Source organism: Rhodococcoides corynebacterioides, from assembly GCF_019834675.1.
Classification (GTDB): Bacteria; Actinomycetota; Actinomycetes; order Mycobacteriales; family Mycobacteriaceae; genus Rhodococcoides; species Rhodococcoides corynebacterioides_A.
In genome coordinates, this window is record NZ_JABUBU010000002.1 from 413380 (window position 1) to 429727 (window position 16348).

The window sequence follows — 16348 nt, forward strand, 5'->3', positions numbered from 1 at the left end:
CACACTGAACCGGTCGACGCATCTCCCGCGTCGACCGGTTCGGCTGTGAGGAGCGACCGACCATGACGACCTCACGCACCCGCGCCCTGCGGCCCGTGCCGGACGCCCGGCCACGTCTGCACCACCGCACCGTCCACGGCTATCGCCGCGCCTTCCGCATGGCCGGCGAGGGGCCGGCGCTGCTGCTCGTGCACGGCATCGGCGACAGCTCGGAGACCTGGCTCGAGCTGATCCCGCACCTCGCCGCGTCGCACACGGTTATCGCGCCCGATCTGCTCGGTCACGGCCTGTCGGACAAACCGCGGGCCGACTACTCGGTCGCCGCCTACGCCAACGGTCTGCGGGACCTGCTGGTCACCCTCGGTATCGACGCGGTCACCGTGGTGGGCCATTCGCTGGGCGGCGGGGTGGCCATGCAGTTCGCCTACCAGTACCCGCAGATGGTGCAGCGGTTGGTGTTGGTGTCCGCGGGTGGCGTGACCAAGGACGTGCATCCGGCCCTGCGGCTGATGTCGCTCCCGGTGGTCAACGAGCTGTTCAAGGTGCTGCGTCTCCCCGGCGCCATGCGGGCACTGCGGGTGGTCGGATCGGCCGTGCAGCGACTCGACGGCACCCCGCTGCACCCCGGGCCCGCGCTGCACGACACGCCGGACCTCCTGCGGGTGGTGGGCAACCTGCTCGACTCGACGGCGTACGACGCCTACCGCAAGACGTTGCGCGCCGTGGTCGACTGGCGCGGGCAGGCCGTCACCATGCTCGACCGGTGCTACCTCACCGAGAACCTCCCCGTGCAGCTCGTCTGGGGTGAGCACGACACGGTGATTCCGGTCGAGCACGCCACGCTCGCGCACGCGGTGATGCCCGGCTCGCGCCTCGACGTCTTCCGCGGCGCGGGTCACTTCCCGCACCGGGACGATCCGATGCGGTTCCTCCGCGTCCTCGAGGACTTCGTGGCGACGACGACGCCGCTCGAATTCGACGACGCCCGGTGGCGACGGCTGTTGATCGACGGCGTGGGCGAGAGCGACATCGCGGGCAGTCCGGCCACCCGTCGGGCGGTTCTGGGTGCCATGGGTTCGGACGAGAGGTCAGCTACGTAGCCTGTAGTGATGCTGTTGACCGAGATGGTGCCCCGCTCCGCGTCGGCAGACGAGGTGTACGACGCCTTCACCACCTGGGTCGCCGACCGTGGACTCGAGCTCTACCCGCTGCAGGACGAGGCCGTCATCGAGCTGGTCTCGGGCAACAACGTCGTGCTCGCGACCCCGACGGGGTCCGGGAAGTCCATGGTGGCCGTGGCTGCGCACGTCGCCGCCTTGGCGGCGGGCGTCCGATCGTTCTACACCGCGCCGATCAAGGCGTTGGTCAGCGAGAAGTTCTTCGCCCTGTGCGAGATCTTCGGCGCGGAGAACGTCGGGATGATCACCGGTGACGCCGCGGTCAACGCGTCCGCCCCGATCGTGTGCGCGACCGCCGAGATCGTGGCCAACATGGCGCTGCGCGAGGGTGCGGATTCCTCCATCGGCCAGGTGATCATGGACGAGTTCCACTACTACTCCGAGCCCGATCGCGGCTGGGCGTGGCAGGTCCCGCTGCTCGAGCTTCCGCACGCCCAGTTCCTGCTCATGTCGGCCACGCTGGGCGACGTCTCGTTCTTCCGTGACGATCTCACCCGCCGCACCGGTCGGCCCACCACGGTGGTCGAGGGGTCCGAACGCCCTGTCCCCCTGGTGTTCTCGTACCGCCTCACCCCGATCGTCGAGACCATCGAGGAATTGGTGTCGACGCATCTCGCCCCCGTCTACGTCGTGCACTTCACGCAGGCGGCGGCGCTGGAGCGCGCCCAGGCGCTGACGTCGATCCAGGTCTCCACCAAGGAGACCAAGGCCGCGATCGCCGAGGCCATCGGCGGGTTCCGATTCACCACCGGCTTCGGGAAGACGTTGTCCCGCTTGGTGCGTCACGGTATCGGCGTGCACCACGCGGGCATGTTGCCGCGCTACCGACGGCTGGTGGAGAAGCTCGCGCAGGACGGCCTGCTCGCTGTCATCTGCGGAACGGACACGCTCGGTGTCGGGATCAACGTGCCCATTCGAACGGTGCTGCTCACCGGTCTGACGAAGTACGACGGCGTCCGCACCCGTCAGCTGCGGGCGCGCGAGTTCCACCAGATCGCCGGTCGCGCAGGGCGCGCCGGGTACGACACGCTCGGCACTGTGATGGTACAGGCGCCCGAACACGACATCGAGAACGCGCGCCTGGTGGCCAAGGCCGGCGACGATCCGAAGAAGCTCAAGCGGATTCAGCGCAAGAAGGCGCCCGAGGGCTTCGTCTCCTGGGGCAAGCCGAGTTTCGAGCGTCTGGTCGCCGCGAGTCCGGAGCCGCTGGTGTCACGCTTCCGGGTGAACAATTCGATGCTGCTCAACGTGATCGCCCGGCCGGGAAGCTGTTTCGACGCCATGCGGCACCTGCTCGAGGACAACCACGAGACGCGCGCCGCGCAGCGCCGACACATCCTGCAGGCGGTGCGGCTCTACCGTGGTCTCCGCGACGCCGGCATCGTCGAGCAACTCGACGAACCGGATGCCGAGGGGCGGCGGGCCCGTCTCACCGTGGATCTGCAACGCGATTTCGCACTGAATCAACCCTTGTCGACGTTCGCGTTGGCCGCGTTCGAGCTGCTCGATCGCGAGCAACCCACCTACGCCCTCGACGTCGTCTCCGTCATCGAGGCGACTCTCGACGATCCCCGGCAGATCCTGATGGCGCAGCAGCACGCGGCGCGCGGCGAGGCCGTGGCGCAGATGAAGGCGGACGGCCTCGAGTACGAGGAGCGGATGGAGCTGCTCGAGGAGATCACCTGGCCCAAGCCGCTCGACGACGTGCTGCGGCCGGCCTTCGAGGTCTACCGGGCCGGCCATCCGTGGTTGTCCGAGTTCGCGCTGTCGCCGAAGTCGGTGGTGCGCGAGATGGTCGAGCGCGCCATGACGTTCTCCGACGTGATCTCCCGGTACGGCCTGTCCCGCTCCGAGGGTTCCGTCCTGCGCTACCTCGCCGACGCCTACCGCGCGCTGCGTCAGACCGTGCCGCCGGAGGTCCGGTCCGACGAGGTGCACGACATCACGGAGTGGCTCGGCGAGACGGTGCGCCAGGTCGACTCGAGCCTGCTCGACGAGTGGGAGAACCTCACCGACCCCCAGCCGACGGACGGCGACGCGCCGGTGGCGCCGTACGGCGCCGACACCCCGAAGCCCATCTCAGCGAACCCGCGCGCCTTCCGGGTCATGGTGCGCAACGCACTGTTCAAGCGGATCGATCTCGCCGCGCGCCGACGATGGGCCGAGCTGGACGAGCTCGGCGACGGCATCGACTGGGCCGACGACCTCGAGGACTACTTCGCCGAGTACGGCGAGATCGGAACGGGCCCGAATGCCCGCGGGCCGCAACTGTTCTCACTCGTCACCGACGCCGACGGCACGACGGCTCGGCAGGTCATCGACGATCCCGAGGGCGACCACGGCTGGGCCCTGATCGCTCTCGTCGACGTGCCCGAGTCGGACGCGACCGGCGAGGTCGTGTTCGAGGACATGGTCGTGCGGGCCGGTTGAGTCGCGCGCGGCCCGGACCTAGCATCGCGCCATGACGATCGACGTTCACGTGGTCCGCGTCTTCACCGATGCCGAGGGCCGCCACGGCAATCCGCTGGGCATCGTCGACGCCGCCGCGGTGCCGGTGTCCGATCGGCAGGAGCTGGCCCGCCGGCTGAACTACAGCGAAACGGTGTTCGTCGACGTGCCGAGCGCACCGACCGAGTCGACCGCCGTGCGTATCCACACCCCCGCCGCGGAACTGCCCTTCGCGGGACACCCCACCGTGGGGACGGCGGCCTGGCTCGACCGGCGCGGCACGCCCGTCGCCGCGCTCGACGTGCCCGCCGGCCCGTTCGCGGTCCGCATCGACGGTGACGAGGTGTCGGTTCGTGCGCGCGCCGACTGGGCGCCGGAGTTCGCGATCGAGCAGCTCCCGACCGTCGACGACGTCCTCGCCGTCGATCCCACCCGCTACACCGACGGCCACCACTACCTCTGGGCCTGGGTCGACCAGTCGGCCGGCCGCATCCGGTCCCGTATGTTCGCCCCGGACATGGGCATCGCGGAGGACGAGGCCACGGGCGCGGCGGCGCTGCGCATCACCGCCCACCTCGGACGGAGCCTGCGGATCGAGCAGGGCCGCGGATCCCACCTGACCACCACTCTCGGCGAGGACGGCTGGATCGACCTCGGAGGCCGAGTGGCCGCCGAGGAGTCACGGTCGGTGCCCGACCGGACATCCCCGTCGGTTTAGTCGAGCTCCACCGCGATCTCGCGGCCCAGGGTCACGCCCTCGGCCAGCGGCAGGTGGTCGCCGCTCCAGAACCGGCCGGGGTCGTACCAGTTCGCCCGCCGCCGAGGCGGTTTCAGACCCAGCTTGTCGAACGGTTTCAGCGGAGTGGGCGATTCCCGCGCGGTGAGCAGACCCATGGCCTCGTAGGTCATGGCCACCACCTCCGCGCAGTACATCGTCTCGAGGCCGCGGTCGTCCCCGCGGCCCACGGCCGGGAGGCGACCGGCGAACCACCGGCCGGCGAGCTTCGCCGTCGTGGGAAACGCGGTGCCGTCCAGGCGCGCGATGGTCCGCATCAACGCGTCCTCCTGCGTCCGCGTGACGGGGGTCTGCAGTTGGCGGAACCACGCACGCTGGTCGTAGCGACGCCCCCACTGCTCCACGGCGGCCCGGAGATCGTGCAGCTGCACACCGCGCTGGTGCTTGCCGGTCCACATGTCGGGCAACGACTGCCCCAGTTCGGCGTGCCACATCAGTGGTGGCAGGTCGTCGAGAACCACGGCCATGCCCACGTGATTGACGGGGCTGTTGGTGAGGGTCTGGATCGCCCGGTCCGCGGCCGAGCGGCCACGAAAGATCCAGAGGTCACCCGTCCGGGTCAGGTCCACGGCCGTACCCAGATCCACCGACGACGGTCCCGAGGCGTTCACGCCGGAAAGCCTAGTGGCCGCTAGGGTGCGGTCATGCCCTCACGACGCGGAACGTCCCGGTTCGGCTCACCCCGGACGTGGCTGAAGTTCGCCGGGCTCGCCGGAGCCGTCGGCGTCGCCGCGACGGGCGTCGTCGTCGCGCGGTCGGAGCGCCGGCGTCGGGAGTACGAGCCCGACGAGATCCGGGAACGGCTGCACCAGCGTCTCGCGGTGGCCACCGCCGCGGCGGCGGACGACCCGGTCACGCCCCGGCGCGGACGTACTCGGCCATGACGACCCCCGAGTCGAAGGCGCGCGTGCGCGTCGGCCGGAACCGCCGGTCGGCGTAGGAGGCCCCGCCGAACAGCGGGACGCCGTCGCCCAGGACCACGGGGTTGATCTTCAGCACCAGGCGGTCGATCTCGTCGATCAGCGTCCCCGCGAGCGCTCCCCCACCCGCGAGATAGATGCCGCCGCCGCCCTCGCGGCGAAGAGCCCGCACCGTCGCCACGGGATCGGCCGTGACCGCGACGTCGGGCGAGTCGGGTCGGCGCGAGCGAGAGGCGACGATCTGCCGCAGGTGCGGATACGGGCTGACGATGCCCGCGTCGAGCGCCGGGGTGTAGGTGTTCCACCCCATGATCACCGTGTCGACGAGCGTGGGATCGGCGGTGATGTCGAGCGCCCCGCGGACGTGACCGGGCAGCATGTCCGCGTACTCGTCGACGAGCACCGCCATGTGATCGCCCTCGTCGAGGAACGCACCCCAGGTGCCGTCCGGGGCAGCGATGACTCCGTCGAGACTCGTGGCGACGTAGTAGATCAGTTCTCGCACGGGCGAACTCCTCTCGGCCGGGTGGAGCTTCGACGCTAGGAGATCGACCGACGCCGGCGCGACGGGTTTTCGGCCGCGTGAGCCGACGCGCTCAGCCGACCGTGGCGTCCAGCGCCCGCCCGGTGGCCGCGGCCATCTCCTCGACCTGCTCGTCGGTCATGACGAACGCCGGGGAGAACTGAATCGCGCCGTTGCCCGCCGCGCGCGCCGAGACCCCCTCGCGGCGCAGGGTTCTCACGAACGGCATGGCGTACGTCGGGTCCGCGAACTGCACGGCGGCGACGGCACCCATGCCGCTGCGGACCTCGCTGACGAGGTCGTGTTCCGCGAGCGGCGCCAGATGCCGGTGCAGTGCCGCGGCGACTCGCGACGCGTGCGTGAGCAGGTCCTCACGGTCGATGATGTCGAGGTTCGCCAGGGCCGCGGCGGCCGCGCCCGCATGGCCGCCGTACGTGTAGCCGTGCCGCCACCACGAGCCGCCCTCGTAGAACGGCGCCGCGATCCACGGGGCGACGAACACCGCACCCATGGGCACGTAGCCGGACGTCAGTCCCTTGGCGGTGGTCACCAGATCGGGCTCGAGCTCGAACGTCGTCGAGGCGAACCAGGCACCGCCGATACGCCCGAAGCCGGTCACCACCTCGTCGGCGACGAAGAGGATGTCGTGGTCGCGGCAGATCTGCCGGACCTCGTGCAGGTAGCCGGCGGGCGGCAGGTAGACGCCACCGGCGCCGATGATCGGCTCCGCGAAGAACGCCGCGATGGTGTCGGCGCCCTCCTTCTCGATCAGCGACAGCAGTTCCTTGGCGTCGTCCCACGCCACGGTGCGCGCGTCGGTCATGAGCTCGCCGTAGTTCTCCCGGTTGAGCGGGAGGCCGGACAGCGCGGTGCCGGCGACGTGCATACCGTGATACGCCTTCTGCCGACCGACCACGACGGTCTTGCCCGGGCGGCCGACCTGGTGCCAGTACCGGCGTGCGAGCTTGGCGGCGGTGTCGATCGAATCCGAGCCGCCGGACGTGAAGAAGATCTTGCTGCCCGGCACCGGCGCGATCTCGGCCAGACGGTCCGCGAGTTCGAGCGTCACGTCGGGGGTGACGTCCCCGAAGGTCGAGTAGTGCGCGAGGGTGCTCAGCTGGCGGGCGACGGCGTCGGCGATCTCGGTGCGGCCGTGCCCGACGTTGGTGAACCACAGGCCCGCCGTGCCGTCGAGGTACTCGCGGCCCTCCGTGTCCCAGATGCGCGCTCCCTCACCGCGGGCGACGACGAAACGCCCTCCCGACTCCACGGTGTGCATGTCGGAGAAGCCGTGCCAGAACGCTGAGCTGTGATCGGTCACGTCGGTCAGCGTAGACCGGACCGATACGCTGGACTCAGCCATGTCGACACCTGCCTCCACCTCCCCCACGCGCAGTGACCTCACCGCGCGTCTCGCCGGCCTCACCCATACCGACGCCCACCGGATCGGTCGGCGTCTCGGACGCAGCCGGCGGCCCGACGACCTCGCGAAGATCTCCTCCGAGATCGACCGTGCCGAGGTGCGGGTGCAGAACCGGCGCTCTGCCGTGCCCGCGCTCGAGTACCCGGAGTTTCTCCCCGTCACGGCGCGGCGCGAGGACATCGCCGCCGCCATCGCCGAGAACCAGGTGGTGATCGTCGCCGGCGAGACCGGTTCCGGCAAGACCACGCAGATCCCCAAGATCTGCCTGGAACTGGGCCGCGGCGTACGCGGCACCATCGGGCACACGCAGCCGCGTCGTCTCGCCGCCAGGACGGTGGCCGAGCGCATCGCGGAGGAACTGGGCCAGGAGATCGGCGAGGCCGTCGGCTACACGGTGCGGTTCACCGACCGCTCGTCCGACGACACGCTGATCAAGCTGATGACGGACGGCATCCTGCTCGCGGAGATCCAGCGGGATCGCATGCTGCGCCGCTACGACACGATCATCATCGACGAGGCGCACGAGCGCAGCCTCAACATCGACTTCCTCCTGGGCTACCTGGCGCGCCTGCTCCCCCAGCGTCCCGACCTCAAGGTGATCGTGACGTCGGCGACCATCGATCCCGAGCGCTTCGCACGGCACTTCGCCGTCGACGGCCGGGACGCGCCCATCGTCGAGGTCTCGGGCCGCACCTTCCCCGTCGAGATGCGCTACCGACCGCTCACCGTGGACCGCGAGGACGAGACGATCGACCGCGACCCCGTCGACGCCACGTGCGACGCCGTCGACGAACTCCTCCGCGAGCCCGAGGGCGACATCCTCGTCTTCCTCTCCGGTGAGCGCGAGATCCGCGACACCGCCGACGCGTTGAAGGACCGTCGCCTGCGCGGCGTCGAGGTGCTTCCCCTCTACGCCCGGTTGTCCGCCGCCGAGCAACATCGCGTGTTCGAGCGGCACTCCGGCCGCCGGATCGTGTTGGCCACCAACGTCGCCGAGACGTCCCTGACCGTCCCCGGCATCCGGTACGTCGTCGATCCCGGTACCGCGCGTATCTCCCGGTACTCGCTGCGCACCAAGGTGCAGCGGCTGCCCATCGAGCCGATCTCGAAGGCCTCGGCCCGTCAGCGCGCGGGACGGTGCGGCCGCGTCGCCGACGGCATCTGCATCCGGTTGTACTCGGAGGAGGACTTCGAGGCGCGTCCGGATTTCACCGACCCGGAGATCCTGCGCACCAATCTCGCGTCGGTGATCCTGCAGATGGCCTCGCTCGGCCTCGGGGCCGTGGAGAAGTTCCCGTTCGTCGAACCGCCCGATCCGCGCAGCGTGCGGGACGGCCTCGGACTGCTCACCGAACTCGGCGCCCTGGACACCACCCCGAACGCCGACGACCACGACGGGCCGCGGTTGACTCCCCTCGGACGCGAGCTGGCCGGCCTCCCGGTCGATCCGCGGATGGCGCGCATGCTGGTGGAGGCCCATCGGTCGGGCTGCCTGCCGGAGATGCTGGTCATCGTGGCGGCGCTGTCCATCCAGGACGTGCGCGAGCGGCCCGCCGAGCACCAGCAGGCGGCCGACGAGATGCACCGCCGATTCGCGGTCGAGGGCTCGGACTTCCTCGCCCTGCGCGAGTTGTGGACGTACCTCGGTGAGCAGCGACGGGCGTTGTCCTCCAACCAGTTCCGCCGACTGTGCCGCACCGAGTTCCTGCACTATCTGCGCATCCGGGAGTGGCAGGACCTGCACGGCCAGCTCCGGCAGATCGCCCGCGGCATGGGGTGGACCGTGCCGGACCACGACGCGCACACCCCGGCGTCGGACGCCACGATCCACCAGGCGCTGCTGTCGGGCCTGTTGTCGCACATCGGATTACGTGAGGGCGAGAAGCGCGACTTCCTCGGCGCGCGGGGGTCGACGTTCGCGATCTTCCCCGGCTCGTCGCTGTCGAAGAAGCCACCGCGGTGGGTCATGGCGGCGGAACTGGTGGAGACCAGCCGCCTCTGGGCGCGGATGGCGGCGCGGATCGAGCCCGAGTGGGCGGAGAAACTCGCGCCGCACCTGCTGAAGCGGCAGTACTCGGAACCGCACTGGTCCACCAAACGCGAAGCCGCCGTCGCCTACGAGCGGGTGACGCTCTACGGCGTGCCGCTGGTGGCCAAGCGGCCGGTGTCCTACGGCTCGATCGACGCCGAGGTCTCCCGCGACCTGTTCCTGCGTCACGCCCTGGTCCAGGGTGAATGGCGCACCCACCATCGCTTCTTCCACCACAACCAGCAGTTGCGCAGTGACGCCGAGGAACTGGAGTCGCGTGCCCGACGCCGGGACATCGTGGTCGACGACGACGCGCTGTACGCGTTCTACGACGAGCGGGTGCCTGCCGACGTGGTCTCGGCGCGCCACTTCGACCGGTGGTGGAAGAAGGCGTCCCGAGCGACGCCGGACCTGCTCGACTTCGACCGCACGACGGTCGTCACCCCGGCGGCCGCCGCGGTCACGGGCGGCGACTTCCCCGATGCGTGGCGCCAGGGCGAGCGACAGTTCCCGCTGACCTATCAGTTCGAACCCGGCCGAGACGACGACGGCGTCACCGTCCACATCCCGGTCGATCAGTTGCCGCAGGTCGCCGACGTCGGCTTCGACTGGTTGGTCCCCGGCATGCGGTTGGACCTGGTGACCGCCCTCATCAAGACGCTGCCGAAGGACCTGCGCCGCACCGTGGTTCCCGCACCCGACCACGCCGCGGCCGCCGTCGCCGCGATGCGCCCCCGCACCGAGCCGCTCACGACGGCGCTCTCGCGGGAGCTCACCCGTATGGGCGGCGTCCCCATCGGACCCGACGACTTCTCCCCCGACGCACTGCCCCGTCACCTGCGCATGACGTTCCGCATCGTCGACGGGACCACCGAACTGGGGCGCGGGACGTCGTTGTCGGCGCTGAAGACCCGGCTGGGACGCGCCGCGGCCACGGCCGTCTCGGCGGCGGCCAAGGACACCGAGAAGGGCCCCGTCCGCCGCTGGACGTCCGAGACCATCGGCACGCTCGCGCCGACCGTCACCCGCACGGTGCAGGGCCGCGAGGTGACCGGCTATCCGGCTCTGGTGGCCGAGCGCGACGGGGTGGCCGTCCGCGTCCTCGGATCGGCCGCCGAGCAGCGCGCCGCGATGCGCGAGGGGACGCGGCGATTGCTCCTCGACGCCGTTCCGGTCTCGAGCAAGTCCCTGCTCGCGGGTCGCTCACCGGCAGCACGGCTGCACCTGGGCCAGAACCCGCACGGCAGCATCGACGCGCTGCTCGACGACTGCCGCACTCTCGCCGCGGACGATCTGATGACGGCGCACGGCGGCCCGGTGTCCTCGCCGGAGCAGTTCGCCGCCCTCGAGGCCGCGGTCCGACGCGAACTCGCGGCGCGCACCGCGGCCGTGCTGCGCCTGGTGGAACCCGTCCTCGCCGCGGCGACCGCCGTGCGCCTCGCGCTGGACCGGGCGAGCGGCGAGCCCGCGGACGACGTTCGCGCGCAACTCGACTCGCTGATCTTCCCCGGCTTCGTGTTCGAGACGGGCATGTCGCACCTGCCGCATCTGCCGCGCTACCTCGAGGCGGCGCGTCGGCGGCTGGCGGCGCTGCCGTCGAGCGCGGCACGGGACGCGGCCGGCATGGTCGCGCTGGATCGGGTCTACGCCGCGTACGACACTCTGCTGGAGAGTCTTCCGCCCGCCCGACGCGCGGCGGATGACGTCCGCGAGATCGCGTGGATGATCGAGGAGCTGCGGGTCAATCTGTTCGCGCAGACCCTCGGCACCGCGTACCCGGTGTCGGAGAAGCGAGTTCTGAAAGCGATCGACGCCGTCCGCACGACGCGGCGCTGATCCCCGGTCAGGACGTCGTCGGAACGGTGTCCTCGCCGCGCTGGTGGCGACGGAGCTCGTCGATCTCGCGCTCGAAGTCCTCGGCACTGCTGAAGGAGCGGTAGACCGACGCGAAGCGCAGGTACGCGACCTCGTCGAGGTCCCGGAGCGGGCCGAGGATGGCCAGGCCCACCTCGTTGCTGGGGATCTCCGCCGAGCCCGACGCTCGCACGGTGTCCTCCACCTGCTGAGCCAGGAGAACGAGGGCGTCGTTGTCCACGGCGCGGCCCTGGCAGGCGCGTCGCACACCCTGGACGACCTTGTCCCGGCTGAACGGCTCGCTGACGCCGCTGCGCTTGACCACGGACAGCACGGCCGTCTCCACGGTGGTGAACCGGCGGCCGCACTCGGGGCACGAGCGTCGACGGCGGATCGCCTGTCCTTCGTCCGCCTCGCGTGAATCGACTACACGCGAGTCGGGATGGCGGCAGAACGGGCAATGCATGCGGCGTGGACCCCTCGATGCTCACGGCAGTACCGTGTCGGCTCGGTGACGAGACGCCGACCTCGACGCCGCCCCCGAGCCTACCGATCGGTGGCACGCACCCGATCAGCGCGGTGACACGCCGAGGTCGAGCTGCTCCACGACGGACGGCTGCGGAGGGACGTCCGCCGCACGCAGATTGGCGACACCGACCAGACCCAGCGCCGACGCGGCTGTGACGAGAACCACAGCTACGACGGACGCGATTCCCCGCGCCGGGCGCGACCCGTGCGGGGCGCGCGATACGCCGGCCGTGCGTCCGTCGTACTCGATTCCGCCGCCGTGCGGGCGCCGCGCGTCGCGGACGACCGGGCGGCGCCGGACCGGTGCGGGCCGGGCCGTCTCGCGCGACCGGGTGGGCCGCGCACCGGTGTCGGCGCCGGCGACGATGCCCCAGTAGGAATCGTCGTCGCAGGTCCAGCGGTCGGTGGACGGGCGAGCGGAGGCGCCGGAACGGGTGGTCTCGATGGTCGGCAGATCGGTACGAATCACTGCAACCACTCCTCGTGGGTAGCCGGTGGTCCCCCGGTGGACGGAACGCCGGCTGGCGTTCGACCATTCCGTTCGACCACGCGTTCGAATGAACGCATGTTCGATGTATAGCAGGACGGTCCGACAAGAACCACGAAATCGCGACACGGATCGAACAGGTGTTTGATCCGCGTTCGAATCCGGTCTAACTTCAACTCACGACGTCGCATCGAACACCAGGGGTCACAGGCGCCACCGCGGCACCGTGCGCACCACGCCCCGACGCACCACCGTTCGACGCGACCGGCACCACTCGCCCGCCCCAGCCGGCCACCGATGGAGGTTCACACCATGCCCGACGAGAGCTCGTCCGCCACGAGTACCGATTCCGGTTCCGGCCTCACCGAACGGCAACGCCGCGTGTTGGAGGTCATCCGGGCCTCGGTCACCGAGCGCGGCTACCCCCCGAGCATCCGCGAGATCGGTGACGCCGTCGGCCTCACGTCCACCTCCTCCGTCGCGCACCAACTGCGCACGCTCGAGAAGAAGGGCTTCCTGCGCCGGGATCCCAACCGCCCCCGCGCGGTCGACGTGCGGCTGCCGGGCGAGAACGGACGCCCCGAGGAGGCCTCGACCGTCGACGCTCCCACCGTGGACCCGGCCGGCACCGATGCCGGAGACCGGTCCGACGCGATGCCCGCCCCCACCTTCGTCCCGGTTCTCGGACGCATCGCGGCCGGCGGGCCCATCCTCGCCGAGCAGGCCGTCGAGGAGGTGTTCCCCCTCCCGCGCGAATTGGTGGGGTCCGGCTCGCTCTTCCTGTTGCGCGTCGTCGGTGAGTCGATGATCGACGCGGCCATCTGCGACGGCGACTGGGTGGTCGTGCGCCAGCAGAACGTCGCCGACAACGGTGACATCGTCGCCGCCATGATCGACGGCGAGGCGACGGTCAAGACGTTCAAGCGCACCGGCGGGGACGTGTGGCTCCTCCCCCACAACCCGCTCTTCGAGCCCATCCCCGGCAACGACGCCGTCGTCCTCGGCAAGGTCGTCACCGTGATGCGCAAGCTCTGATCCCCCCACGCGCGAGAACGCCGGCACCGAAGGATCGGTGCCGGCGTTCTCGTGTTCTCGCTCGAGGGGTCTAGAGGTCGAGACCGCGCCCGATGATCTCCTTCATGATCTCCGTGGTGCCGCCGTAGATCGTCTGCACGCGAGAGTCCATGTACGCCTTGGCGATCGGGTATTCCTTCATGTAGCCGTAACCACCGTGCAGCTGCAGGCACCGGTCGATGATCTTGACCTGATTCTCGGTGGTCCACCACTTGGCCATGGCGGCCTCCTGGACGGTGAGCTCGCCCGCGTTGAGCTGCTCGATGTACTTGTCCACCATGATGCGGACGGCGGTGGCCTCCGTCGCACACTCGGCCAGGACGAAGCGCGTGTTCTGGAACTTGCCGATCGGCTTGCCGAACGCCTTGCGGTCCTTGCAGTACTGCACCGTCATCTCGACGGCCCGCTCGATAGCGGCGGCGGCGACGACGGCGATCGACAGTCGCTCCTGCGGGAGGTTCTGCATGAGGTAGATGAAGCCCATGCCCTCCTCGCCCAGCATGTTTGCGGCCGGCACCCGGACGTCGGTGAAGCTGAGCTCGGCCGTGTCCTGGGCCTTCATGCCGATCTTGTCGAGATTGCGGCCACGCTCGAACCCCGGCATGTCCCGCTCGACGCCGAAGATGCTGAAGCCCTGGGCGCCCTTCTCGGGATCGGTACAGGCGACCACGAGGACCAGGTCGGCGTTGATGCCGTTGGTGATGAACGTCTTCGAGCCGTTGAGCACCCAGTCGTCGCCGTCGCGAACGGCGCGGGTCTTGATGCCCTGCAGGTCGCTACCGGTGCCGGGCTCGGTCATCGCGATGGCGGTGATGAGTTCACCCGAGCAGAAACCGGGCAGCCAGCGCTGCTTCTGCTCGTCGTTGGTCAGCTCGATGAGGTACGGCGCGACGACGTCGTTGTGCAGCGTGAACCCGATGCCGCTGTATCCACCGGCGGTGGTCTCCTCGGTGACGATCGCGTTGTAGCGGAAGTCCCGGACGCCGCCGCCGCCGAACTCCTCCGGCACGGCGGTGCCGAGGAAGCCCTGCTTGCCGGCCTCGACCCAGACGCCGCGGTCGACGATGTTCTGCTCTTCCCATTCCGCGTGGTGCGGCGCGACGTGCTGCTCGAGAAACTTCTTGTACGAGCTGCGGAACAGATCGTGCTCGGGCTCGAACAACGTGCGCTTCATGACTCTCCTCGTGTGGCGTGAGTGACCACCCCACGGTAGGTCCGGCCGCGAACCGGCGTCGATGACCTGTGCGAGCGCGTTCGGTGACCACTGCCGTCCGGATCGTGTGCAGATATCGGCGTTCAGCGCGGACTACTGCACACGATTCTCGCGACGGACGGCTCGGTTGTGCCGGGCGTGCAGGACCACGTCGGGAACGAAGACCGCCACCGCCGCGAGAAGGAACCACCACGACCCGGTCGCCCGAACGAGCCCGACCGCGGCGACGGCGGCACAGGACCCCGCTGCACTCTGCACCAGGTCGCGGTCGCGGCGCCGGATCGAAGGCTCATGCCACCACGGCACCCGCCGTCCGGCGTTCTCTCGCAACACCCGCCGCCCCCCGACGACGCTCAGCAGCAGGCCGACGACCAGCGCGCCGATTCCGAGGACCGACCCGGCCACGGGCGGGCCCAGCCACGCGAGCCCGAGGACCGCGACCGGGACGACGGCGGCCAGGGCGGACTTCCACGCCGGCGTCGACGGCCATTCCTCGGGCGCGACGCTCACCCGGCGCATCGGCTCGAGCCCCGGGAGACCGGGTCGTCGCGAGTCCATTCCCCACGGTCTCACGATTCAGCGGGCAGTGCGCCCCGCCAGTGCCCGCAGAATCGGGTAGCCCACCAGAATCCCCACCGACCCCCACACGATGCCGCCGAGTTCGACGGAGCCGATGGTCAAGGTCAGATCGCCGATCCCGGCGACCAGGGCAGCGGCGGCGACCATGAGGTTGACGGGGCGGGTGAAGTCGACGTTCGCCTCCTGCCAGATCCGCACGCCGAGCAGTCCGATCAGTCCGTAGAGCACGAGGGTCGCGCCGCCGATGACGCCGCCGGGCACGGTGAACACCAGCGCGCCGAACTTGGGCGAGAACGCCAGGACCAGCGCCGTCGCGGCCGCCACCCAGTACGCCGCGGTCGAGTAGACGCGGGTGGCCGCCATGACGCCGATGTTCTCGGCGTAAGTCGTGGTGCCCGATCCACCGCCGGCGCCCGCGAGCGCGGTCGCGACACCGTCGGCGACGAGGGCGTCCCCGGCGACGTCGTCGAGGGAGCGTCCGGTCATCGCGGCGACGGCTTTGACGTGGCCGACGTTCTCGGCCACGAGGACCACCACGACGGGCAGAGCGACCAGCACGGCGGAGAGCTGGAACGACGGTCCCGTGAAGGTCGGGACCCCGATCCACGTTGCCTCGCGCAGGGCGTCGACCCGGGCGGGGTCCAGAGCTCCGGTCACGGCGCCGAAGATCCAGCCGACGACGACGCCGACCAGGATGCCGAGCCGCCCGATCAGCCCCGGCACCGCGACGGTCACCAACAGGATCGCGGCCAGGGTGACGGTCGCGACCAGGGGCTGCGACTCGTAGGACGTGACGGCGGTGCCGGCGAGGTTGAGTCCGATCAGCGCGACGATGGCGCCCGTGACCAGGGGCGGCATGGCGGCGTCGAGTGCGCGACTGCCGGCCACCTTGACGAGAACGCCGACGGCGGCGAGCGCGACGCCGACGACCAGCACCGCACCGAGCTGGGCCGCGGCACCGTCGCCGGCGGTCGCGGCGAGCGGCGCGATGAAGGCGAACGACGAGCCGAGGTAGCTCGGCACCCTGCCTCGCGTGATCAGCAGGAACAGTGCGGTGCCGAGTCCGGAGAAGAACAGCGTGGTGGTGACCGGAAAGCCGGTGATGGTCGGGACGAGCAGCGTCGCCCCGAACATCGCGACGACGTGCTGCATGCCGATGCCGACGGTGCGCGGCCAGGACAGGCGTTCGTCGGGGGCGACGACGCCGTCGACGGCCACCGTGCGGCCGTCACCGTGCAGGGTCCACCGGGGAACGAGGCGGGAGCGCGACGAGGCGTGGGGTGAGGTCACGAATCA

14 protein-coding genes are annotated in these 16348 nt (G+C 70.4%); 6 read left to right on the plus strand and 8 right to left on the minus strand.

Going from position 1 to position 16348, the window contains the following annotated elements; translation table 11 throughout:
• The first annotated feature begins 62 nt into the window (after positions 1-62).
• Genes HQ603_RS06270 through HQ603_RS06280 form a run of 3 tightly spaced genes read left to right on the plus strand, consistent with a single transcriptional unit; the run spans position 63 to position 4344 of the window.
• The gene (locus tag HQ603_RS06270) at positions 63-1100 is read left to right on the plus strand and encodes an alpha/beta fold hydrolase (protein ID WP_222683663.1); all 1038 of its coding nucleotides are present in this window, start codon (positions 63-65) and stop codon (positions 1098-1100) included.
• A 9-nt stretch (positions 1101-1109) separates the two neighbouring features.
• Complete coding sequence (locus HQ603_RS06275) at positions 1110-3608, plus strand: DEAD/DEAH box helicase (protein WP_222683664.1); 2499 nt, start codon at positions 1110-1112, stop codon at positions 3606-3608.
• A 31-nt stretch (positions 3609-3639) separates the two neighbouring features.
• The gene (locus tag HQ603_RS06280) at positions 3640-4344 is read left to right on the plus strand and encodes a PhzF family phenazine biosynthesis protein (protein ID WP_222683665.1); all 705 of its coding nucleotides are present in this window, start codon (positions 3640-3642) and stop codon (positions 4342-4344) included.
• Here HQ603_RS06280 and HQ603_RS06285 read toward each other — a convergent pair.
• Positions 4341-5033 carry a hypothetical protein gene (locus tag HQ603_RS06285; protein WP_222683666.1) on the minus strand — a complete coding sequence of 231 codons (693 nt, stop codon included), beginning with the start codon at positions 5031-5033 and terminating at the stop codon, positions 4341-4343. The genes HQ603_RS06280 and HQ603_RS06285 overlap by 4 nt on opposite strands.
• A gap of 33 nt (positions 5034-5066) precedes the next feature.
• Between HQ603_RS06285 and HQ603_RS06290 the strand changes: the two genes are divergently transcribed.
• Positions 5067-5306 (plus strand): hypothetical protein, encoded by a 240-nt coding sequence (locus HQ603_RS06290; protein WP_222683667.1) that lies wholly within the window; start codon positions 5067-5069, stop codon positions 5304-5306.
• Here the strand turns inward: HQ603_RS06290 and HQ603_RS06295 are convergent.
• The gene (locus HQ603_RS06295; protein ID WP_222683668.1) at positions 5275-5847 is read right to left on the minus strand and encodes a dihydrofolate reductase family protein; all 573 of its coding nucleotides are present in this window, start codon (positions 5845-5847) and stop codon (positions 5275-5277) included. The genes HQ603_RS06290 and HQ603_RS06295 overlap by 32 nt on opposite strands.
• A 91-nt stretch (positions 5848-5938) precedes the next feature.
• Complete coding sequence (locus tag HQ603_RS06300; RefSeq protein ID WP_222683669.1) at positions 5939-7228, minus strand: aminotransferase family protein; 1290 nt, start codon at positions 7226-7228, stop codon at positions 5939-5941.
• Here HQ603_RS06300 and hrpA point away from each other — a divergent pair.
• On the plus strand, positions 7227-11153 hold the full coding sequence (gene hrpA, locus HQ603_RS06305; protein WP_222683670.1) for an ATP-dependent RNA helicase HrpA: 3927 nt from the start codon (positions 7227-7229) through the stop codon (positions 11151-11153). The genes HQ603_RS06300 and hrpA overlap by 2 nt on opposite strands.
• Positions 11154-11160: 7 nt before the next feature.
• Here the strand turns inward: hrpA and nrdR are convergent, their stop codons facing one another.
• Together nrdR and HQ603_RS06315 are read right to left on the minus strand one after the other, a co-directional pair.
• Complete coding sequence (gene nrdR, locus HQ603_RS06310; RefSeq protein WP_222683671.1) at positions 11161-11637, minus strand: transcriptional regulator NrdR; 477 nt, start codon at positions 11635-11637, stop codon at positions 11161-11163.
• Positions 11638-11742: 105 nt separating this feature from the next.
• Positions 11743-12177 carry a hypothetical protein gene (locus HQ603_RS06315; RefSeq protein WP_222683672.1) on the minus strand — a complete coding sequence of 145 codons (435 nt, stop codon included), beginning with the start codon at positions 12175-12177 and terminating at the stop codon, positions 11743-11745.
• A 321-nt stretch (positions 12178-12498) separates the two neighbouring features.
• Between HQ603_RS06315 and lexA the strand changes: the two genes are divergently transcribed.
• Positions 12499-13221, plus strand: coding sequence for a transcriptional repressor LexA (gene lexA, locus HQ603_RS06320; protein WP_222683673.1), 723 nt, complete (start codon positions 12499-12501; stop codon positions 13219-13221).
• A 70-nt stretch (positions 13222-13291) separates the two neighbouring features.
• Here lexA and HQ603_RS06325 read toward each other — a convergent pair whose 3' ends face one another.
• From HQ603_RS06325 to HQ603_RS06335, 3 genes are all read right to left on the minus strand, one after another.
• A complete protein-coding gene (locus HQ603_RS06325; protein WP_222683674.1) occupies positions 13292-14434 on the minus strand; it encodes an acyl-CoA dehydrogenase family protein in 1143 nt (380 codons plus the stop codon).
• 132 nt (positions 14435-14566) lie between these two features.
• A complete protein-coding gene (locus HQ603_RS06330; protein ID WP_222683675.1) occupies positions 14567-14983 on the minus strand; it encodes a hypothetical protein in 417 nt (138 codons plus the stop codon).
• Positions 14984-15049: 66 nt separating this feature from the next.
• The gene (locus tag HQ603_RS06335) at positions 15050-16342 is read right to left on the minus strand and encodes a uracil-xanthine permease family protein (protein ID WP_222683676.1); all 1293 of its coding nucleotides are present in this window, start codon (positions 16340-16342) and stop codon (positions 15050-15052) included.
• Positions 16343-16348 lie beyond the last annotated feature (6 nt).